This window comes from Streptomyces sp. NBC_00289, assembly GCF_041435115.1.
Taxonomy (GTDB): domain Bacteria; phylum Actinomycetota; class Actinomycetes; order Streptomycetales; family Streptomycetaceae; genus Streptomyces.
Genome location: NZ_CP108046.1, coordinates 8770111 through 8790354, shown reverse-complemented (window position 1 = coordinate 8790354; position 20244 = coordinate 8770111). Strand labels below are relative to the sequence as shown.

At 72.1% G+C, this 20244-nt stretch carries 17 protein-coding genes; 7 read left to right on the top strand and 10 right to left on the bottom strand.

What is annotated here, in order from left to right:
- Position 1: 1 nt before the first annotated feature.
- Positions 2–1045 carry an NAD(P)-dependent alcohol dehydrogenase gene (locus OG985_RS39775; RefSeq protein ID WP_371673235.1) on the top strand — a complete coding sequence of 348 codons (1044 nt, stop codon included), beginning with the start codon at positions 2–4 and terminating at the stop codon, positions 1043–1045.
- 68 nt (positions 1046–1113) lie between these two features.
- Here OG985_RS39775 and OG985_RS39770 read toward each other — a convergent pair whose 3' ends face one another.
- The 3 genes from OG985_RS39770 to OG985_RS39760 form a co-directional block, all read right to left on the bottom strand.
- A complete protein-coding gene (locus tag OG985_RS39770; RefSeq protein ID WP_371673234.1) occupies positions 1114–1914 on the bottom strand; it encodes a ThuA domain-containing protein in 801 nt (266 codons plus the stop codon).
- A 3-nt stretch (positions 1915–1917) separates the two neighbouring features.
- Positions 1918–2682 (bottom strand): SDR family NAD(P)-dependent oxidoreductase, encoded by a 765-nt coding sequence (locus OG985_RS39765; RefSeq protein ID WP_371673233.1) that lies wholly within the window; start codon positions 2680–2682, stop codon positions 1918–1920.
- Positions 2683–2775: 93 nt separating this feature from the next.
- Complete coding sequence (locus tag OG985_RS39760; protein ID WP_371673232.1) at positions 2776–4020, bottom strand: acyl-CoA dehydrogenase family protein; 1245 nt, start codon at positions 4018–4020, stop codon at positions 2776–2778.
- Positions 4021–4283: 263 nt separating this feature from the next.
- Between OG985_RS39760 and OG985_RS39755 the strand changes: the two genes are divergently transcribed.
- The 4 genes from OG985_RS39755 to OG985_RS39740 all read left to right on the top strand — a co-directional run bounded on the left by OG985_RS39755 (position 4284) and on the right by OG985_RS39740 (position 8861).
- Positions 4284–5822 carry an AMP-binding protein gene (locus OG985_RS39755; protein WP_371673231.1) on the top strand — a complete coding sequence of 513 codons (1539 nt, stop codon included), beginning with the start codon at positions 4284–4286 and terminating at the stop codon, positions 5820–5822.
- Positions 5823–5878: 56 nt separating this feature from the next.
- The gene (locus OG985_RS39750) at positions 5879–6484 is read left to right on the top strand and encodes a histidine phosphatase family protein (RefSeq protein WP_371673230.1); all 606 of its coding nucleotides are present in this window, start codon (positions 5879–5881) and stop codon (positions 6482–6484) included.
- A 67-nt stretch (positions 6485–6551) separates the two neighbouring features.
- Positions 6552–7739: an acetyl-CoA C-acyltransferase gene (locus OG985_RS39745; protein WP_371673229.1), complete on the top strand. Its 1188-nt coding sequence runs from the start codon at positions 6552–6554 to the stop codon at positions 7737–7739.
- 111 nt (positions 7740–7850) lie between these two features.
- Entirely contained in the window at positions 7851–8861 is a 1011-nt protein-coding gene (locus OG985_RS39740; protein WP_371673228.1) for a 2Fe-2S iron-sulfur cluster-binding protein, read from the top strand.
- An 87-nt stretch (positions 8862–8948) separates the two neighbouring features.
- Here the strand turns inward: OG985_RS39740 and OG985_RS39735 are convergent, their stop codons facing one another.
- The gene (locus OG985_RS39735) at positions 8949–9215 is read right to left on the bottom strand and encodes a peptidoglycan-binding protein (RefSeq protein ID WP_371673227.1); all 267 of its coding nucleotides are present in this window, start codon (positions 9213–9215) and stop codon (positions 8949–8951) included.
- Positions 9216–9275: 60 nt separating this feature from the next.
- Positions 9276–11159 carry a DNA/RNA non-specific endonuclease gene (locus OG985_RS39730; protein ID WP_371673226.1) on the bottom strand — a complete coding sequence of 628 codons (1884 nt, stop codon included), beginning with the start codon at positions 11157–11159 and terminating at the stop codon, positions 9276–9278.
- A gap of 521 nt (positions 11160–11680) precedes the next feature.
- Between OG985_RS39730 and OG985_RS39725 the strand changes: the two genes are divergently transcribed.
- The gene (locus tag OG985_RS39725; RefSeq protein WP_371673225.1) at positions 11681–13075 is read left to right on the top strand and encodes an MFS transporter; all 1395 of its coding nucleotides are present in this window, start codon (positions 11681–11683) and stop codon (positions 13073–13075) included.
- A 52-nt stretch (positions 13076–13127) separates the two neighbouring features.
- Here the strand turns inward: OG985_RS39725 and OG985_RS39720 are convergent, their stop codons facing one another.
- From OG985_RS39720 to lnt, 4 genes are all read right to left on the bottom strand, one after another.
- Positions 13128–15137 carry a helix-turn-helix domain-containing protein gene (locus OG985_RS39720; protein ID WP_371673224.1) on the bottom strand — a complete coding sequence of 670 codons (2010 nt, stop codon included), beginning with the start codon at positions 15135–15137 and terminating at the stop codon, positions 13128–13130.
- Between the two features lie 77 nt (positions 15138–15214).
- A complete protein-coding gene (locus tag OG985_RS39715; RefSeq protein ID WP_371673223.1) occupies positions 15215–16012 on the bottom strand; it encodes a 3-hydroxybutyrate dehydrogenase in 798 nt (265 codons plus the stop codon).
- A gap of 54 nt (positions 16013–16066) precedes the next feature.
- Complete coding sequence (locus tag OG985_RS39710; protein ID WP_371673222.1) at positions 16067–16546, bottom strand: NUDIX domain-containing protein; 480 nt, start codon at positions 16544–16546, stop codon at positions 16067–16069.
- Positions 16547–16613: 67 nt separating this feature from the next.
- Positions 16614–18224 carry an apolipoprotein N-acyltransferase gene (gene lnt / locus OG985_RS39705; RefSeq protein WP_371673221.1) on the bottom strand — a complete coding sequence of 537 codons (1611 nt, stop codon included), beginning with the start codon at positions 18222–18224 and terminating at the stop codon, positions 16614–16616.
- A gap of 243 nt (positions 18225–18467) precedes the next feature.
- Here lnt and OG985_RS39700 point away from each other — a divergent pair, with 243 nt between their 5' ends.
- Complete coding sequence (locus tag OG985_RS39700; RefSeq protein ID WP_371673220.1) at positions 18468–19535, top strand: O-antigen ligase family protein; 1068 nt, start codon at positions 18468–18470, stop codon at positions 19533–19535.
- A gap of 42 nt (positions 19536–19577) precedes the next feature.
- On the opposite strand, the gene OG985_RS39695 is transcribed toward OG985_RS39700, so the two are convergent.
- Entirely contained in the window at positions 19578–20153 is a 576-nt protein-coding gene (locus OG985_RS39695) for a hypothetical protein (protein ID WP_371673219.1), read from the bottom strand.
- Positions 20154–20244 lie beyond the last annotated feature (91 nt).

The window sequence follows — 20244 nt, the reverse complement described above, 5'->3', positions numbered from 1 at the left end:
CATGAAGGCCGTCCAGTACCGCACGGTGGGCGCCGCACCCGAGGTCGTCGAGGTCCCGGTGCCCGAACCAGGCCCGGGCCAGGTGCTGTTGAAGGTGACGGCCGCGGGGCTGTGCCACTCGGATCTGGCGGTCATGAGCTGGCCCGGGGAGCAGTTCCCCTATCCGCTGCCGATGACGCTCGGACACGAGGGGGTCGGTACCGTCGCGGCCCTGGGCACCGGGGCCACCGGGGTGGCCGAGGGCGACGACGTGGCGGTGTACGGGCCCTGGGGCTGCGGGCGCTGCCGCAAGTGCGCGCAGGGCAAGGAGAACTGCTGTCCGCACGCCGCCGGGCTCGGCATCATGCCGCCCGGCCTCGGCTCCCCGGGCGCTCTCGCGGAGTACATGGTGGTGGACTCACCGCGCCATCTGGTGCCGCTGAACGGCCTGGACCCGGTGCAGGCCGCACCGCTCACCGACGCCGGTCTGACGCCGTACCACGCGATCCGCGCCTCGCTGCGCAAGCTCGTGCCGGGCAGTACCGCGGTGGTGATCGGCGTCGGCGGCCTGGGTCATCTCGCCGTACAGCTGCTGCGTGCTCTGACGCCGGCCCGGGTGGTCGCCCTCGACGTGAGCAAGGAGAAGCTGGAGCTGGCGCGCGCCGTCGGCGCCCACGAGACGCTACTCTCCGACGACGGGGCGGCTGTCCGGGTGCGGGAACTGACCAGCGGCATCGGGGCCGAGGTGGTGCTGGACTTCGTGGGGGTGGAGGCGACCCTCGCGGTGGCCGCCGCTTCGGTGGCGGTGGCGGGCGATGTGACCGTCGTCGGTATCGGCGGCGGCACCTTCGCGGTCGGCTTCGGCGGCGGCCTGCCCTTCGAGGTGTCCGCCTCCGCCCCCTACTGGGGCAGCCGCGGGGAACTCGTCGAGGTGCTCGAACTCGCCCGGCAGGGTGTGGTCTCCTCGCACATCGAGACCTTCACGATCGAGGACGCCCCGCTGGCGTACGAGCGCCTGCACGCCGGGAAGATCAGTGGCCGCGTGGTGGTACTGCCGCACGGCTGAGCCGGACACGGCCCGGTCCCGGCCCCCGTACGCGAGGGGGCCGGGACCGGGCCGTGTCCTGGTCGCGCTCAGTGGGCGGGGGCCGGCCCGGTGACCGGTCGCGGCGCACCCACCGCCCGCTCCACGCAGCGTCCGAGCACGGTCAGGAACTCCGGCGTCCGCCAGGGCCCCCGGTCCACGCGCCCGGTGTCGTCCACGCCGAGGTCCTGCACGTCGTAGCGGCCTCGGCAGTGGCCGAGGGTGAAGTAGCAGACCTCGCCGAGGCCGTGCCGCTTGAGGTACAGCACCGGTCGGGGCGTGTCGTCGAGCGCCGCGGTGTCACCCTCCGCGAACCCGCGGCACGGCCCCGTGTACTCGGCGTGCAGCAGCACCTCCAACTCCCCGTGCAGCTCGCACACGTACAACTCGTCGGTCACCGTGAACGGTTCGACGCCCTCGACCAGCGGGTGGTCCGGCCGGGTCACCCGTATCTCGTACGGCTCGATCGGCGGGTGGGCCAGGAACTGGCTGCCGAGCACCCCGGCCAGCTCGCCGAACACCCGCGGGGTGGTGAAGACCCGGGGCCCGCCCCTGGCGGGCGCCTCGATCACCGAGTTGGTGCCGTGCAGGGCGAGCCAGCGGCCGCCCCGCCGGACGAAGCGGGCCAGGGCGGCCCGCTGGGAGGGGCGGGGCCGCACGTCGCAGGTGTACGTCACCAGCAGGTCGGCCGCCTCCAGTGCGCGTTCGCAGTCGTAGTCCTGGTGGACGGTGGTGCGCACCCGGGGGTGTTCGTCCAGCATCTCCAGCAGCCGCAGCCGCGCGTAGTCGAAGTCGTGCCACCTCCCGCCGCAGACCAGTACGGCGTCCAGGCGGCCGGCCGGGCCCGCCACGGCTCAGTACTGGACGCGGGTGAGCAGCCCGCCGTCCACCACGAGGTTGACTCCCACGCAGAAGGAGCCGGTCCGGCCGAGCAGGAACGCCACCGCGGCGGCGACGTCCTCCGCGGTGCCGTAACGGCCGATCGGCAACTTGGCGAGGACCTCCTCGTACACCTCCGGGCGGCTGCTGCGGATGGTCTCCCAGGCACCGCCGGGGAAGTCGATGGGGCCGGGCGAGACGGTGTTGACCCGGATGCCCTGGGGAGCGAGCGCGTGGGCCAGGGCGGAGGCGTGCTGCACCACGGCGGCCTTCAGGGCGGAGTACGAGTTGGCTCCGGCCGGGCGGGCGGTGTCGGAGGCGTTGGTCGTGCCGATGGCCACGACGGCCGCCCGGTCGGAGGCCTCCAGGTACGGCAGGGCCGCCTCGACGAGTCCCGCGAACGGGACGAGGTCGCCGCGCAGGCTGGCCTCCCACGACTCGGGGCCCTTGACGTTGCCCGCCGAGACGTTGGACACCAGCAGGTCCAGGCCGCCGAGTTCACCGGCCGCCCGCTCCACGAAGCCCGCGAGCGCGGCCGGGTCGGTGACGTCGACCGACTCGGCGAACACCGTCGCCCCCTCGCCGCGCAGTTCGGCGGCGGCCTTCGCGAGGGCCTCCTCGCCGCGGGCGCACAGCGCCAGGGCGCAGCCCTCGGCGGCCAGCGTGCCCGCGATCGCCCGGCCGATGCCCCGGCTCGCGCCGGTCACCAGCGCCCTCGCTCCTGTCAGTCCCAGATCCATCGCTGTCACTCCTCAGTGCCTGTGGTGTTGCGTCAGTGCGTGTGGTGTTGCGTCAGTGCCTGTGATGTCGCGTCAATGCCCGCGGTGTCGGGTTCAGTTGCCGGACAGTTCGGAGAACGGCACCCGGTCGACCCTCGGCTCGCCGGGCAGTTTCAGGACCCGCTCGCCGATCAGGTTGCGCTGGATCTGGTCGGTGCCGCCGGCCAGCCGGTAGCCGGGGGCGCCGAGGAGGTGTTGCGTCCAGGCGAAGGTGCCCGCCTCGCCGGTGTCGGCGGTGATGCGGGCGCCCATGAGTTCGGCGGCGGCCTGTCCGGTGCGGGTGAGCAGGTCGGATGCCATGAGCTTGGTCAGCGAGGCCTCGGGTCCCGGCCGTCCGCCGGCCGCGCTCGCCCGCGCGACGCGTTCCACCGTGGCGGCCCGCAGCGCGGTGCGCACATACAGGTCGGCGAGGCGCTGGCGTACCAGCGGGTCCCCGGTGCGGTGCAGCGTGCGCGCGAGGGCGAGTACGTCGTCGAAGGTGCCGCCCTTGCGCCGGTTCCCGGAGCCGGAGGCGGTGCGTTCGAAGGCGAGGGTGGCGTTGGCGACCTCCCAGCCCTGGCCGGGGCGTCCGACGCGCACCGCGTCGGGTACGCGTACGCCACTGAGGAAGACCTCGTTGAACGAGGCGCCGCCGCTCATCTGGCGGATGGGACGGATCTCCACTCCCGGGCTGTCCATGGGGACGAGGAAGGCGGTGATGCCGGCCTGTTTGACGACGTCGGGGTCGGTACGGGCGAGCAGCAGGCCGTGGTCGGCGAACTGGGCGCCCGAGGTCCACACCTTCTGGCCGTCGATCACCCAGTCTCCCCCGCTCTCGCGCCGGGCGCGGGTGCGCAGTGCGGCCAGGTCGGAACCGGCCCCGGGTTCGCTGAAGAGCTGACAGGCCAGCAGGTCCGTACGGAGAAAGGCACGTGCGTAGGTCTCGCGCTGCTCGGGTGTCCCGAAGAGGGAGACCGACATGGCGACCAGCCGCACGGTGACGCTGATCAGCTCGGTGGAGGGCGGTACGTCGAACGCCGACTCCTCCTCGGCGAAGACGGCCGCGTGGGCGGCGGTCAGGCCCGGGCCGCCGTTCTCCCGGGGCAGGGTGAGGGCCTGGTAGCCGGCGTCGTGCCGGGCTCGCTGATAGGCGCGGCAGCGGTCGAGCAGCCGCCGCTCCTCGCCGTCCGGGAGATTGTGGAAGACGGCGAGATCGGCCGCGGCGTGACCGGTCGTCCCGGCCGCCTGCCGGGGTTCGAGCATCGTGGTCAGCCACTGCCGGACCTCACCCCGCCACTCGTCCAGGGTCGGTTGGGGCATGGTGACCTCCTCGGCACACGGGTCCGGACGGCACTCGCCCGGACGGCACTTACCAGACGGCTGCTTCAGTAACGGCGGCTCGGAGCGGAGCACGAGATGGGCTCAACAGGGGATGTGCCTCCGACCCGGGTCAGAGTGTTCCGTACTTTCTTGATAAACGCTACAGTCTTGGCGTCGACTCTCCCCTCTGCCCGGCCGCTGGGCAGACCCGGGTGCAACCGGTGGAGCGCGGGAGAGAACGAACCAGGAGCGCCGGAGGCTTCATGTCCCTACAGCCACTCGACCTGCGCGCCCGCGAACTGCCGAACGCGATCGCCCTGGGCGACGACGCCGAGAGCCTGTCCTGGTCCCGGCTGGCCGACCAGGTGGCACGCCTGACCGGACGGCTGCTGGAGGTCGCGCCGGGACCGCAGGACCGGGTCGCCGTCCTCGGCGACAACGCCGTGGCCACGCTGGTGGCCCACCTCGCCGGACTGCGGGCCGGCGTCGGCACGGTGGCCGCCTCCCGGCAGCTGACCGCCCGGGAGCTCATCGACCTGCTCACCGACGCGGGCGCGAAAGCCGTGATCAGCGGCCCGGCGGGCGAGTCGGCCGCCCGGCAGGCAGGCGCGGAGCTCAGCCTCCCGGTCGTCGTGCACGGGACGCCGGCAAAGGACGGCACCCTCGACTGGAGCCAGTGGCTCGCCGGAGCGGAACCCGTGCCGATACCCGCGGCCCGCCCGGCCCGCCCCCCGCTCGTCTACACCTCGGGCACCACGGGGCGGGCCCGCGGCACCGAGGTGCGCTGGGTCCGGGGTCCGGCGACGGACAGCATCACCTACCTGGAGGCGGTGTCGGCCCGCCCCGGCTTCCCACCCGGCCCCCATCTCGTGTGCGGGCCCCTCCAGCACAACGGCCCGCTCACCGCGCTGCGCCACCTCGCGGCCGGCCGGCCGGTGATGATCCTCGGCAGATTCGACGCCGAGTCGTTCCTGCACCGCGTGGAGCGCTGGCGGGTCACCTCGACGGTGATGGTGCCGACCCACTTCACCCGGCTCCTCGCCCTGCCCGAGGAGATCCGCTCCCGTTACGACGTCTCCAGCCTGATCCAGGTCTCGCACACCGGCTCCGCCTGCCCCCCGGAGGTCAAACGGGCCATGATCGACTGGTTCGGCCCGGTGCTCACCGAGTCCTACGGCGCCAGCGAGGCGGGCACGGTCGCGCGCATCGACAGCACCGAGTGGCTGGAGCACCCCGGCTCGGTGGGGCGCGTCCAGCCGCCCTTCGACGTCCTGGTGACCGGGGACGACGGCAGCCCCCTGCCGGCCGGGGAACTCGGACTGCTGGCGTTCCGGGCGCCGGAGGGCCGCGGCGTGAGCTACCACGCGGACCCCGAGAAGACCAGGGCCGCGTACGTGGCACCCGGCGTCTTCACCCTCGGCGACATCGGCTACGTCGACCGGGACGGCTACATCTTCATCACCGACCGGGCCGCGGACGTCGTGGTCTCCGGCGGGGTGAACCTGTATCCGGCGGAGAGCGAGGCGGTCCTGCGCGAACATCCGTCGGTCGCCGAGGTCGCGGTCATCGGCGTGCCCGACCCCGACTTCGGCGAGTCGCTGCGTGCCCTGGTCGTGCCGACCGGCGACAGCGGGCCCGCGGACGGGGAACTGGACGCGTTCTGCCGCGAGCGGCTGGCCGCGTACAAGTGCCCGAAGTCGTACGAGCTCGTCCCGGAACTCGTCCGCAACGCCATGGGCAAGCTCGACAAGCGGGCGATGCGCCGCCCCTACTGGGACTCCGACCGCACGATCGCCGGGTGAGCCCACCCGCCGCCGCCCCTCTGCCCGCACCCGCCACCTCGCCACAAGGACCCTTGATGACGGAACTCCTGCTCGTCCGGCACGGCCTTCCCCTCGGCGGCGTCTTCGACCCCGGTCTGTCGCCGGAGGGCGTCGTCCAGGCCGAACTCCTCGCCCCGTGGCTGGCGCACGAAGGCATCGACGCCCTCTACAGCAGCCCGTTGCGGCGGGCCCGGGAGACGGTGGCGCCGCTCGAACGGCTGACGGGCATGACCGCCACCGTGCTGGAGGACCTGCGCGAGTGGGACACCGACGTCTCGCAGCCGTACACCCCGCCCGAACAGATCCGTGCCGACGACCCCAGGTCGGTGGCGATGGCCGAGGGTCGCTACGAGGACTTCGTACCGGACCTGGACTGGGACGCCTTCCGGGCCAGGGCGGTAGGGGCCATGAACACCATGCTCGACGCCCACCCCGGCCGCCGCATCGCCGCCGTGTGCCACGGCGGCATCACCAACACCTATCTGGCGACCGTGCTCGGGATACCCCGGATGTTCTGGTTCCACCCCGGATACACCTCCATCAGCAGGGTGCGGCGCATGCCCGGTGGACGGCTCGTGCTGCACTCCGTGAACGAGACGGCCCACCTGGTCAGGGACCGCGTCGTCGACTCCGTCGGCTGACCTTTGTCACCCTCCCCGACCTTCGACACCCCCGACACCCCCGACACCCACGCAGGAGGCACCGGACATGCCCGGATCCGTCATCGTCGCCGGAGCGAGAACGCCCGTCGGCAAGCTCATGGGCGGGCTGAGCGGCCTGTCCGCCGCCGAACTCGGCGCCCACGCCATCGGCGCCGCACTGTCCGCCGCGCTGCTGGACCCGGCCGCCGTGGAGGCCGTCGTGATGGGCCATGTCGTCCAGGCCGGGGCCGGCCCCAACACGGCCCGACAGGCCGCGGTGACCGCCGGCATCCCCTTCACCGTACCGGCGAGCACCGTCAACAAGCTGTGCCTGTCCGGGCTGCACGCCATCGCCCTGGCCGACCTCATGGTCGCCTCGGGACGCCACGAGGTGGTCGTGGCGGGTGGCATGGAGTCCATGTCCGGCGCCCCCCATCTGCTGCGCGGGTCGCGCACAGGCTGGAAGTACGGGGCGGCGACGGTCGAGGACGCCCTCGACCGCGACGCGCTGATCTGCGCCTTCGACGGGGTGTCCATGGGCGCGGCGACCGAGCGCTACCAGCAGCCCTTCGCGTTCACGCGCGCGGAACAGGACGAGTACAGCGCGCTGTCCCACCAACGGGCCCACCGCGCCCGGGAGTCCGGTACCTTCGCCGCCGAGATCGCGCCGATCACGGTGGCCGGACGCCGGGGCGAGACGGTGGTGGACGCCGACGAGGGCATCCGGCCGCAGAGCACCGCGGAGAGCCTGGGGCGCCTGGCACCCGCCTTCTCCTCCGACGGCACGATCACCGCGGGCAACGCCTCGCAGTTGTCCGACGGGGCCGCGGCCGTCGTCGTGATGAGCGCGGACCGCGCCCGCCGGGAGGGCTTGACACCGCTGGCCGAGATCGGCGCCTACGGCACCGTGGCCGGCCCCGATCCTTCGCTGCTCGTCCAGCCGGCCGGGGCGGTCCGCGACGCGCTGGGACGCGACGGCGGGCTGAAGGCCACCGACCTCGACCTGCTGGAGATCAACGAGGCGTTCGCCGGGGTCGCCCTGGCCTCCGTCCGGGAACTCGGCGTCCCCCTGGAGAAGGTGAACGTCAACGGCGGCGCGATCGCCCTCGGGCATCCGGTCGGCATGACCGGCGCCCGGCTCGTCCTGACCCTCGCCCGGGAACTGCTACGACGTGGCGGCGGTACCGGCGCCGCCGCCCTGTGCGGGGGCGGCGGCCAGGGCGACGCGCTGCTGCTCCACGTACCTCGCGGCTGAGCGGCCCCGGCCCGGCCGACTCCGGCGCGCGGAGCGCCTCTTCGGTCACGGCCACCACCCTTTCCCCATCCTCGTCCCTCCACGTGACCTACGAGACTCAGGTTGACGCACATGACCACCCAGCCGCTCCAGGCCGACCCGGCCCTCGAAGCTCCCCGGACCTCCCCGACGGACCGCGACGAGTCGACCCTCCTCGTGGACGCCCGCGTGGACGCCGCCGACGGCGTCGTCTCCCTGCTGCTGCGCCGCCCGGACGGCGGACCGCTCCCGGGCTGGGCGCCGGGGGCCCACGTCGAACTGCTCCTGGACAACGGCCTCGTCCGTCAGTACTCCCTGTGCGGGGACCCGGCCGACCGCGCGTCCTGGCAGATCGCCGTCCTGTGCCAACCGGAGGGGCGCGGCGGTTCCTCGTACGTCCACGACCGTCTGCGGGAAGGCTCGGCCGTGCGGGTGCGCGGGCCGCGGAACAACTTCCCGTTGCGCCCGGCCGAGCACCATCTCTTCGTCGCGGGCGGGGTCGGCATCACCCCGATCCTGGCGATGGTGGAGGCCGCCGAAGCCGCGGGAGCCGACTGGCGGCTGTTGTACGGCGGCCGTACCCGCGCCTCCATGGCGTTCCTGGACCGCCTCGCCCCCTACGGGGACCGGGTGAGCATCCGGCCGCAGGACGAGTGCGGCCTGCTGGACCTCGCCGCCTTCATCGGCCCGCCGCTCGAGGGCACGCTGGTGCACGCCTGCGGTCCGGAGCCGCTGCTTCGTGCCGCACAGGAGAGTTGCGCGGGCTGGCCCGCCGGAACGCTGGGCGTCGAACGATTCGCACCGGTCCGGCCGGCCGCTGCCGAGGCGGCCGAGGCCGAACCCTTCGAGGTGGTGCTCAGCCGGTCCGGGCGAACGCTGACCGTGCCGCCGGACCGCTCAGTGCTCGAAGTGGTGGAGGAGGCGGGTGTACCGGTGCTGTTCTCCTGCCGGGAAGGCACCTGCGGCACCTGTGAGACGGACGTGCTGGACGGCACCCCCGACCACCGGGACTCCCTGCTGGACGAGGACGAGCGGGCCGCGGGCGACACCATGCTGATCTGCGTCTCGCGTGCCTGCGGCCCCCGGCTGGTGCTCGACCTGTGACCCATCAGTTCGTCTGGCCCGCAGTGCCACTGCCAACCCTGCACCAGTTCGTCAGCGTCTCCGTCTCCCGGCCGTGTGAACGCGACGTCAGCAGGCGAAATCGGGACTGTTGGCCCAGAACATCAGGTGTGACCAGGTCTGGGCCCCGACAAGGCCGTCGACCGTGATGTCCGCGCATCCCTGGAATCTCCGCACTGCCGCGTCCGTGACCGGCCCGAAAACTCCGTCGACGGTGAGGCCCTTGCCCGACAGCGAGCTGTTCAGGTAGCACTGCGCTTGTTTCACGGCCGCTCCCGACGAGCCTCGCTTGATCGTCGGGCGGGCCTTGGTGTGGCTGCATACGTCGTTGGCCATGACGCGCTCCTCTCGTGAGCTCTAGTGCCGCGGCAGGGGCGAACGTTGCCTGTTGGGGCACTAGCTCCAGTCGATGTCGGACTGACGCTCCAGTGGAGTCCTTTCCTCCACGGACTCCGGCACCACCAGCGTGTCCGCCTTGGCCATGGCGGCGGGGAAGCGCAGGTGGATCCGCTTCTGGATCTCGGACAGCTTGACCTGGAACACCCGGAATTCGTCCAGCTCAAGCGCTTCGGTCACCTCCAGGTTCTGCGTCAGCAGGAAGGCCTTGCACTTGAGCGTGGCGTCCTCGGTGTAAACGATCACCTTCCAGAACTCGCGCGGGAGCATGACCCCTCTGAAGACGCGGTCGTCCTCGTGGAAGACCGGGCCGCCGAACACGCTCACCTTCAACGCGTCGACTCGGACGTCCTCGAAGACCGCGTCCTCCAGGTGCCCCCAGACGCCGTTGCGCGCGCTCTGGTTGAAGTCGTCCATCTGCGGTGTGATGTTGGTGTAGAAGAACGAGTCCTTGTTGGCCTTCGCGGCCTCGGCGAGGGTGCCCCAGACCACATCGGCCCGGCGCGCGATGTGGCCCCGGTCGAGCCGGTTGGTGGGGCCCTTGTACAGCTCGTTGCTGACCTGTGCCGCGACCGGCAGGCGCGGATCCTTGACGAACTCGATGCCCTTTCGGTCAAGCTTCTTGAGCAGGCCGCCGTCTACGTTCCAGGCCACCCAGATGGCGAACCGCCGTGACACGCTGAGGGCCAGCGAGAAGTGTGTGTAGGGGACGACCTCGGAGCCGTCGAGTTGGACGGCGTCCTCCTTGATCGACGGGTTGAGCCGTGGTGTGCCGATCGGTACCGCGAGGAAGCCCGGGTCGTATCCGGTCACGGCCGCCAGCGATTCGGGGTCCGGCCGCTCGAGGGTGACCTTCAGTTCGTCGAAGACCGCCCGCGGGAAGCAGGCCAGTGCACGGTCCTCGGGATCCCCGTCGGACTCGCCGCCGAAATGCAGGCCGGCCAGAACGTCCGTGGGTTTGCCGGAGCGCGTCGTGAACATCCAGACCGAGCCGGAGTCACCGGGCAGGCTGATCTCGTCGCCGTCAGCCGGGTGCTTCGGATCGGGTCCTATCTCGAAGCATTCGATCTCGCGCACTCCGACCGGCGCCCCGTAATTGATGCTGACCTTGACGAAGGGCCGGCTCACGACGCCGTGGGTGACCCCGGTGGTACGGCCGCTTTTGACGACCTTGTCGTCGATCTGCGGTTCACCCGTCTTCGCCGGCGTGACGTCGAGGCCGAGAATGTCCGTGGCGAAATCGCGGTCCGTGATGGTGGACACGGCGCAGTCGCCGATTCTGCCGAGGTGGGCGCGCTTGAGCGCACCGAGACGGTTCAGCGCGAGGTGGCTGTCGTCCGCCTTTCCGGGCTGCACGACCGCGTCGCCGAGCTTGCCGTTGCGGCCGTTCAGCACGTGCCAATTGCTCAACACGGAAGGGGAACCGTCGTTTCTGTCGAAGACGACGCAGCCGAGAGTACCGGCGGACACCTTGACGTTTCCCACGCTGACACCGGGGCGGACCGGGGTGAGGCGCTTCTGCCGCTCCGGTGTCTCGCCCTCGGCCATCACGAGAACGTGCGGCTGGTAGGCGCGCTGGACGACATCGGTCGGCACCTCGACACCGCCGCCTATGTCGATGACCGGAGGGATCTCGACGGTCGCGAGGCTCTCCATTTCCTCCGGCCCGACCTTTCGGTCGACCGTGAACTGAAGTGACAGTTCCCTGCTTCGTCGCCCGTTCTTCTCCTTGTATCCGATACCGATCGAGGAGACGTTCGGGTCGCTGAGGAATCTCGATCCCCGGGCGCGGATGAATTGCTTGAGATCGGTGAGCAACTCTTCCTGCCCGCCCGCCGCGGACGAGGGCCCCTGCTTGGCGGACGCACGCTTCTTGGCAGCCATTGAGGGCTCCTTCACGCATGGAGTTCAGGAGTGGGATGCCTACCGAAAGGAAGTGAACCAGCGGTTGGTTGAACCGGAAGCAAGCGGCATGGTCTTCCCGCTCTCTCGTTCACTTCCAGCCTACGGCGTTACCACTGTCCGGGCGCGCCGAGCCGACCGGGCACGGCGGACATCAAGAGGCGAATTTGTGAGTCTACTTGATTGAATGCTCGACAAAGGTGGGCGAGTAACGTGATTCGCGAGACGAGGCACGAAGTACTGGCGATTCCAGATCGAGTTGTGGTTCATCGGCGGGTTGACGGACAGCCAGAAAGGCGTGTCCTTTGACGACTTCATCACCAGGTTCACCTTCGTGAAGTCCGCCCGGGACCCCGACCATGACAACGGGGAACGCCTCATGGGGGCCGCACGCACCCTCTGCCCTCCAAGTATGTTGCCCCACCACATGTGCGCCTGACGTGCGCGTTTCTACGGTGTCCGGACACGTACCCGTCCCCACCGCACACGAGGAAGTGGCGCACATGGCCTCCGCAGCAACCGCTCCACCGACGCCCCCGTCTCCCGCCAGCCTCAAGCGCATCGTCGCCGCCAGTCTCATCGGCACCACCATCGAGTGGTACGACTTCTTCCTCTACGGTTCCGCCGCCGCCCTCGTCTTCAACAAGCTGTTCTTTCCCGGCTCCGATCCACTGGTCGGCACGCTCCTGTCGTTCCTGACGTACGCGGTCGGGTTCGCCGCCCGGCCGCTGGGCGCCCTCGTCTTCGGGCACTACGGCGACCGGCTCGGGCGCAAGAAACTGCTGGTCCTGAGCTTGCTGCTGATGGGCGGGGCGACGTTCGCGATCGGACTGCTGCCGACTCACGCCACCGTCGGAAGCGCCGCGCCCGTCCTGCTGACCACCCTGCGCCTGGTCCAGGGCTTCGCGCTCGGCGGCGAGTGGGGCGGCGCCGTACTCCTGGTGTCCGAACACGGCGACGCCCGGCGCCGGGGGTTCTGGGCCTCGTGGCCGCAGACCGGGGCGCCCGCCGGACAGCTCCTCGCGACCGGGGTGCTGTCGTTCCTGACCGCCGTCCTGTCCGACGCCGCCTTCGTCTCCTGGGGCTGGCGGATACCGTTCCTGCTCTCCGGCGTGCTGGTGATCGTCGGTTTGTGGATTCGTCTGTCTGTCGATGAATCGCCGGTCTTCAAGGAGGCGCTGGCGCAGGCGGAGGCCCGCAAGGCGGCCCGGCCGACGGAGACGGAGAAGCTGCCGCTCGTCTCCGTCCTGCGGCACCACTGGCGCGACGTCCTGGTCGCGATGGGCGCGCGCATGGCGGAGAACATCAGCTACTACGTCATCACCGCCTTCATCCTCGTCTACGCCACCACGTCGGCCGGAGTCTCCAAGCAGACCGCGCTCAACGCCGTGCTGATCGCCTCGGCCGTGCACTTCGCGGTCATCCCGGCCTGGGGCGCGCTGTCGGACCGGGTCGGCCGGCGGCCGGTCTACCTGCTGGGCGCGGTGGGCATCGGGCTGTGGATGTTCCCGTTCTTCTCCCTCATCGACACCGGCGGCTTCGGCAACCTGATCCTGGCCGTGACCGTCGGCCTGGTGCTGCACGGGGCGATGTACGCGCCCCAGGCGGCCTTCTTCTCCGAGATGTTCGCGACCCGGATGCGCTACTCCGGCGCCTCCATCGGCGCCCAGTTCGCCTCGGTCGCGGCGGGTGCGCCCGCGCCCCTGATCGCCACCGCGCTGCTGGCCGACTACGACAGCTCCACACCCATCGCCCTGTACGTCATCGCCGCGGCCGTCGTGACGGTCGTCGCCGTCGGAGTGGCCAAGGAGACCCGCCACCGGGACCTGGCCGACGTCGAGCCCGCGGCCGACACGGAGCCGGCGCCGGCCCGGACCGCGGACGCGCGCACCGTCTGATCCGTCCGGTCCCGGCGCGGCCGGTCCCCCGTACGCCCCGCGCGTACGGGGGTCAGCGCTGTGCCCGACCCGACAACAGGTGCAGCCGCAGGGCGAGTTGGATCTCCAGGGCGCGGGCCGGGCTCTGCCAGTCGTCACCGAGGAGGCGGCCGACCCGCTCCAGGCGCTGCGCGACCGTGTTGACGTGGACGTGCAGTTCGTCCTTGGTGCGGGCGGGGCTCATCCCGCAGGCGAAGTACGCGTCGAGGGTGCGCAGCAGGTCGGTGCCGCGCCGTTCGTCGTAGGCGACGACCTGGCCGATCGTGCGGCCGACGAAGCCGGAGATGTCCCGGTCCCCGGCGAGCAGGAGGCCCAGGAAACCGAAGTCCTCGGCGGCGGCCCCGTCGCCGGAGCGGCCGAGCAGCCGCAGGGCGTCCAGGCAGCGCCGGCCCTCCTCGTAGGCGGCGGCCACGGCGTCGGGGCGGTCGGCGAGTTCGGCGACGGGGGCGGAGGCGCCGACCGTGACGGGTTCGTGCACCGCGGTGCCGAGCCGCCGGGCGGTGCCGCGGGCCAGCTCCGTCGCGGTGTCGCCCGTGGTCAGGGGCAGCAGCAGGACGGTGCCGCCGTCCCGCGCGGCGGCCAGGCCGTGCCGGGTCGCGGCGAGGTGCGAGGCGGCCGACCACAGGCGCCTGCGGGCCGCCGCCTCCTGGTCGGCGTCGGCGGCCGCCCCGTCGAGCCGGGCGGCGAGCACCACATGGGTGGCGTCGAGGTCGGCGCGCAGCCGGGACGCCCGTTCGCGCAGCAGGCGCGGGTCCCGGTCGCGGGCGTCCAACAGGTCGTCCAGCAGTTCGCCGCGCACGCGTTGTTCGGCGTCGGCGGCGGAGCGTCGGGCGAGCAGCAGGAGCGAGGTGACCATCGCGGCCCGCTCCAGCGTGCGCTGGTCGACGGGGTCAAGCCCCGGGTGACCGCGCAGCACCAGCGCGCCGAGCAGTTCCCCGCCGGCCGCCACGGCGGCGATCCAGTCGTCTCCGTGCCGCACCGCGTGGCCTTCGGCGCGGGACGCCTCCAGGGCTCGCGCGGGTGCGGTCACCGCCTCGGTGAACTCGACCGTGCTGTCCAGGACCGCGGAGACCGCGGCGGCCACGTCGTGCACTCCGCCGCCGCGCAGGACCAGTTCGGCGAGCCGGTCGTGGACGTCGGAGGCACGCTCGATGACGCCGCTGCGGTCCCGGATGATCTCGTTGGCCCGCTCCAGTCCGGCCAGGGCGGAGCGGGTCTCGGTGAGTAGGTTCGCGGTGTCGATGGCGGCCGCGGCCAGCGCGGCGAAGGAGCCGAGCAGGGCGATCTGCTCACGTTCGAAGACCCGTGCGCGCCGGTCCGCCGCGAACAGGACCCCGATGACGTGGTGCCCCAGCGTCAGCGGCACACCGAGGATGGCGACCAGTCCCTCGTCCCGTACACCCGCGTCGATGGGGAGGGTGTGCCGGAAGCGGTCGTCCTTGAAGTAGTCGTCGGTGACGTACGGGCGGGCCGTCTGGGCGACGAGACCGCCGAGCCCCTCGCCCATGCCGAGCCGCAGCTGCTGGAAACGGGCCGCGACCGAGCCCTCGGTCACCCGCATGTAGGTGTCGCCGAGCGCCGGATCGTTGAGGCTGAGATACGCGACGTCCGTGCCGAGCAGTGAGCGGGCTCGCTGCACGATCGCCTGCAGCACCGCGTCCAGGTCACGCAGACCGGCCAGGTCGTGGGCGGTCTCGAAGAGCGCGGACAGCTCGGCCTCCCGCCGGCGCCGCCCCTCCAGCTCGGCCCGGACGCGGAGCGCGAGGAGCTTGGCCTGTTCGAGGGCGGCGATCCGTTCGGCGGGCCGGCCCTCGGCGCGGGCGAGCAGCACCGGCTGCTCGTAGGCCTCGGCGGAGGCGCCCCGGGCCAGCAGTTCGAGGAACGGCGTCTCGGCGCCGCCGGACGCCGGCTCGGCGCCGGGCAGCGCCCGGACCGGGGCCCCCGCACCCGCGGCGGGTGCCGGGACGGGGGCCGGGGCACGGGCGGCGAAGCGCTCGGCGGACTGCACGTGATCGCTGGACATGCTCACAGGATTCCTCATCCCACGCTCGCCCCGTCAGCCCTGTGGACAACTTCGGCGGGCCACGGCCGGCGGGTTGCTCAGTGCGCGGTCCAGCCGCCGTCGAGGACGAGCGAGGTGCCGGTCAGGAACGAGGCGTGCGGGCCGCACAGATACGCCACGGCCTCGGCGACCTCCTCCGGTTCGATGAGCCGCTTGACCGCGGTGTCCTGCAGCAGCACCTCGGACAGGACCCGCTCCTCGGGGATGCCGTGCGTCCGGGCCTGGTCGGCGAGCTGCTTCTCGACCAGTGGGGTGCGCACATAGGCGGGATTCACACAGTTCGACGTCACGCCGTGGGGAGCGCCTTCGAGGGCGGCCGTCTTGGACAGTCCCTCCAGGCCGTGTTTGGCGGCCACATAGGCAGCCTTGTACGCCGAGGCGCGCAGACCGTGTACGGAGGACACGTTCACGATGCGGCCCCAGCCCTGGCCGTACATGTGCGGCAGGGCGCCGCGGATGAGCCTGAACGGTGCCTCCAGCATCACGGTGAGCACCGTGTGGAAGACGTCGGGCGGGAACTCCTCGATGGGGCGCACCAGCTGCAGCCCGGCGTTGTTGACGAGGACGTCGGTGCCCGCGGCGGCGAGTTCGGCGGCGTCGAGGTCGGTGAGGTCGAGCACGTGCGCTTCGACGACGCCCGCGAGGCCCCGGGAGTGCTCGGCGAGCTCCGCCAGGCCCGCCGCGTCCCGGTCGACCGCTCTCACCTTGGCGCCGGCGGCCGCGAGCCGCAGTGCGCAGGCCCGGCCTATGCCGCCGGCGGCACCGGTGACCAGGGCGGTACGGCCGCCGAGGTCGAGCGAGGAGGTGTGGGGGGCCGGGTGGCTGCTCGGGGTCATGTCCCGACCCTAGGCAGCGGCCCGGCCACGCCACATGTGCTCACGGCCCATACTTCAGCTGAAACTCGTAGGGTCGAACCATGTGGGTGCGTCAGACAGTGCCTGCTTGATGCGCAGCTGCGCGAACTCGCCCAGGTCCGGCAGCGCGTCCACCTCGAACCAGCCCACCTCCAACGACTCGTCGTCGTTGACCCGGGCCTCCCCGCCCACGGCCCGGCAGCGGAACGAGATGTCCATGTACTGGCACATGTCGCCGTTGTCGTACGTCACGGGCTTGAGCGCCTGGACGACGAGCACCCGCTCGACGACGGCCCGCACCCCCGTCTCCTCGTGGATCTCCCGCACGGCGCAGGCGGCCGGCTGCTCTCCCGGCTCCGGGATTCCGCCGATCAGCGCCCACTTGCCGGTGTCGGATCGACGGTTCAGCAGCACGCGGCCCTCGTCGTCGAAGACGACGACACTGACGCCGGGGAGCCAGAGCAACTGATGCCCGGCGAAGGCCCGGAGCGTCCGGATGAAGTCGGGGGTAGCCATGGACCGACCCTAACGGGCCGGTCGCACCACTCCGTCGTACTCCCGGGGGCGTTCTACCGGCGTACGGCTACGCCTCGCGGGCGCGCCGCCCGCGCACACCGGAGCCGATCGCCCAGCCGAGCCCACCGGCGGCGACCAGGACCAGGGCGATCTCCGGCAGGATCCCGAGCTGTGTGGCCGGCGTCCGGGACGACCGCAGCGGCACCTTCTGCACCAGCGAGTCCGCCACGAACATGCCGGTTCGCTGCGTGATCCTGCCGTCCGGCATGATGACCGCGCTGACGCCACTGGTCACCGGCACGGTCACGGTCCGGCTGTGCTCGACGGCACGCACCCGGGACATGGCCAGCTGCTGGTAGGTCATTTCGCTGCGGTCGAAGGTCGCGTTGTTGCTGGGTACGGAGATCAGCTGCGCGCCGTCGGTGACCTCGGAGCGCACCGCCCAGTCGAAGGCGGCTTCGTAGCAGGTGACGAGGCCGACCTTGGCCCCGTCCATGTCGAAGACACCCGGCTCGCTGCCCCGGCTGAAGTCCTGGCGGACCATCGAGGTCCAGTTCTTGTTGATCGCGCCGAGCAGGGAGCGCAGCGGGAGGTACTCGCCGAAGGGCTGGATCTGCCGCTTGTCGTAGGTGTCCACGGGCCCCTTCTCCGGGTCCCAGAGGATCTGCTCGTTGAGCAGCTTGCCGTCCTTCTCGACGACTCCGCCGACCGAGATGGGCGCGCCGATCGCCTTGGCGGCCCGGTCGATGACCGCGCGCGCGTCGGCGTTGGCGAACGGGTCGACGTCGGAGGAGTTCTCGGGCCACAGCACGATGTCGGGCCGGGCGACCTTGCCCGCCTTGACCTCGGCGGCCAGCCGCAGCGTCTCCCGCGCGTGGTAGTCGAGCACCGCCCGCCGCTGGGCGTTGAACTCCAGGCCGGAGCGAGGCACGTTGCCCTGGATGACCGCGACGGTCACCGTGCCGGCCTCGGCCTTGTCGCTGACCAGGGTGCGGGCGGCCACGGCCCCCACCACGGGCACGGCCACACTCAGCAGCGCGACCGCGGCGGCCGACCGGCGGACGACCCGGGTGCGGCGCGCGTGCACGGCCAGTCGGACGAGTTCGTACAGGCCGAAGCCGCACAGGGCGACCGCGAAGCCGAGTACCGGGGTGCCGCCCACCGCGGCGAGCGGCAGGAAGACACCGTCGGCCTGACCGAACGCGATCTTGCCCCAGGGGAAGCCGTGGAACGGTACCCGCGCGCGTGCCGCCTCGCCGGCGATCCACACCGCGGCCGCCCACACCGGCCATCCGGGCAGCTTGGAGACGACGGTGATGCCCGCGCCGACCAGCGCGACGAAGACCGCCTCCACCGCGACGAGGGCCAGCCAGGGGCCGGAGCCGACCTCCACGCCGGTCCACACCAGAAGCGGCAGCAGGAAGCCGAGGCCGAAGAGGTAGCCGAGACCGAGACCGGCCTTCCAGCCGCGGCCGCGCAGTACCCAGCCGAAGACGGCGAAGGCCGGCAGCGCCAGCCACCAGAGGGTGCGGGGCGGGAAACTGACGTAGAGCAGCACTCCGGAGAGCGCCGCGACGGCGGCCGGGACGAGGCGCGCGAGCCGTGACCCGCGTGTCGCGGGCCCGCTCAGCGGTTCCAGCTGGTCCGATTCGTCCACGGAAGTTGCGGTGACGGTCACTCGGGGAGTGTACGGCCGGTGACCTTGGTGCCGACAGCGCCGTCCACGGGGCAGGCCGTCGTCACCGTCTCCAGCCTGCCGCATCGTTCCTGCGCAACTCGGTCCACGTCATCCACAAACCGCCCATCAGCCGTTACGGTGTTGCGCCGGAGCCTCAGTCGCACGGCCGGTGCCGGTCCGCGCGCCCGGGGCCCGTCACAGGTCGGGGGACCGGGGTCGGGGGGCAGGGTGGGTTCCACGGGGATGACGTCCGTGGCTGGTCCGGACGAGGACGGCGACAGACGCAACGTTTCCGACGCGGCGGGCGTGGTGGCGCTCGGGGCCTGCGTCACCTGGTCACTGATCACCGGGACCGTGCACGACGGCCGCCCCGAGGGCGTGCTGCTCGCGGTGCTGGCGGTGGCCGCCGGCCATGCCGCCGGGCGGATCTGCGGAGCGCTCCTGCCCGTGGCCGCACCCGTCGCCGGAGCACTGGCCGGGCTCGGTCTGGCGGTCGTCCTCCCGCACCTCTCCCGGGAGCCGCAGGTTTTCGCGCCACTGGGGCACGCGGGTGCCACGGCCGCCCTGCTGACCCTGTCCGCCGGGGCCGCGTGCTGTGCCTCGTGGACAGCCACGAGCCGGACCCTGCGACTGGCCCTGCGCGCGCTGGCCGCGGGGGCGGCGGTGACCGCGGCCGTCCTCGGGTCGGTCACCGGATTCGTCGCCTGCCTGGCGGTGCTGCTGTGCTCGCTCGCCTCGGGCCGGGTGCGCCACCGCGGCGCGGGCATCGTCTCGCTCGGTCTGGCCGCGGCCCTGACGACCGGCCTGACCTGGGCGATTGCCGCGAGGGCGGTGCCCGACGGGCTGCTCGTGTCCCTGGAGGGCCGGCTGACGCCACACCGGATCGAGCTGTGGCGGGACGCACTGCGCATGGCGCGCCGGGACCCCGGCCTGGGCGTCGGGCCGGGACGTTTCGCGGAGCTGAGCACGACGGCGACCGGGACGGCGCCCTCGGACGGCAAACCGCACTCGGCGGTGCTCCAGCAGGCGGCCGAGCAGGGCGTCGTCGGTGTCGCGCTGCTGGCCGTGGCGTTCTGCTGGGTGCTGTACACACTGTGGCGGTCGCCGCGTCCCACGCCCGTGGCGCTCACCGCGGGCGCCGCCCTGACGGCACTGGCGGCGATCGCCACGGTCGGCAACGCGCTGAGCTTCACCACGGTGTCGGCGGGCGCGGGGCTGCTGTTGGGCCTGGCCACCGCACACCCTCTCGCCGACGAGCCGTCGCAGCCGGCTTCGGACCTGCGGCCGTACGGTGACCGCCTGACCCCCTGAGCCGCGAGCCATGAGCCGCGGAGCGGATGTGACCGCGGGACCTCAGTGCGTCGCGCCGGGGGTGCTCGCTCGCAGGCGGTCCCTGATGACGCGCACGGCGGCCTCCGCGTTGTCCACGGTGATCGTGAACGTGTGCCCGTCCCACAGGCTCAGCACCAGGCCCTCGCCACGCCGTACGACGACCGCGGTGCCCTTCTCGGGCAGCCAGCGATAGCCCCAGCCTCCCCAGTGGCGCGGGGTGACGTGCGCGACGAACTCGGCGCCGGAGACGTGGGCCAGCGGGATGCGGCGGCGCGGGACACCGATGTGACCGCAGCGCACCTCCAGGCAGTCCTTGTCAACCTTCAGGGCGACGTGCACGAACGCGAGGGTGCCGAACAGCACCAGCACTCCGGCCGCGATGCAACCGACGACGGACATGACCAGCGGGGCGATGCCGGACGTCCACGTGGAGTCGACGGCGAGCTCGATGCCGAGCGCCATGCAGGCGGCGCCGACGAGCGCCAGCAGCCACTGGACCCGGTTCGTGGCGCGTCCGGTCCAGACATCGGGGTGGGGGGCGTGCTCACCGTGGGGGCGCTTGCCGTGGAGGTGCTCGCCGTGGGGGTGGTCCCTCATGCCTAAGACAGTACTCAGGATTCGCTGCGCGGGCAGCACCTCGCGGAGAGTAACCGCGTCCCGTGCGCCCCGGCGGACCCAGCGCTTCCGG

Excerpts from the sequence above, each read along its gene's own strand:
- OG985_RS39775 (WP_371673235.1), top strand. The coding sequence starts at position 2 with ATGAAGGCCGTCCAGTACCGCACGGTGGGCGCCGCACCCGAGGTCGTC.
- OG985_RS39765 (WP_371673233.1), bottom strand. The coding sequence starts at position 2,682 with ATGGATCTGGGACTGACAGGAGCGAGGGCGCTGGTGACCGGCGCGAGC.
- OG985_RS39760 (WP_371673232.1), bottom strand. The coding sequence starts at position 4,020 with ATGCCCCAACCGACCCTGGACGAGTGGCGGGGTGAGGTCCGGCAGTGG.
- OG985_RS39755 (WP_371673231.1), top strand. The coding sequence starts at position 4,284 with ATGTCCCTACAGCCACTCGACCTGCGCGCCCGCGAACTGCCGAACGCG.
- OG985_RS39750 (WP_371673230.1), top strand. The coding sequence starts at position 5,879 with ATGACGGAACTCCTGCTCGTCCGGCACGGCCTTCCCCTCGGCGGCGTC.
- OG985_RS39745 (WP_371673229.1), top strand. The coding sequence starts at position 6,552 with ATGCCCGGATCCGTCATCGTCGCCGGAGCGAGAACGCCCGTCGGCAAG.
- OG985_RS39740 (WP_371673228.1), top strand. The coding sequence starts at position 7,851 with ATGACCACCCAGCCGCTCCAGGCCGACCCGGCCCTCGAAGCTCCCCGG.
- OG985_RS39735 (WP_371673227.1), bottom strand. The coding sequence starts at position 9,215 with ATGGCCAACGACGTATGCAGCCACACCAAGGCCCGCCCGACGATCAAG.
- OG985_RS39730 (WP_371673226.1), bottom strand. The coding sequence starts at position 11,159 with ATGGCTGCCAAGAAGCGTGCGTCCGCCAAGCAGGGGCCCTCGTCCGCG.
- OG985_RS39725 (WP_371673225.1), top strand. The coding sequence starts at position 11,681 with ATGGCCTCCGCAGCAACCGCTCCACCGACGCCCCCGTCTCCCGCCAGC.
- OG985_RS39720 (WP_371673224.1), bottom strand. The coding sequence starts at position 15,137 with ATGTCCAGCGATCACGTGCAGTCCGCCGAGCGCTTCGCCGCCCGTGCC.
- OG985_RS39715 (WP_371673223.1), bottom strand. The coding sequence starts at position 16,012 with ATGACCCCGAGCAGCCACCCGGCCCCCCACACCTCCTCGCTCGACCTC.
- OG985_RS39710 (WP_371673222.1), bottom strand. The coding sequence starts at position 16,546 with ATGGCTACCCCCGACTTCATCCGGACGCTCCGGGCCTTCGCCGGGCAT.
- OG985_RS39700 (WP_371673220.1), top strand. The coding sequence starts at position 18,468 with ATGACGTCCGTGGCTGGTCCGGACGAGGACGGCGACAGACGCAACGTT.
- OG985_RS39695 (WP_371673219.1), bottom strand. The coding sequence starts at position 20,153 with ATGAGGGACCACCCCCACGGCGAGCACCTCCACGGCAAGCGCCCCCAC.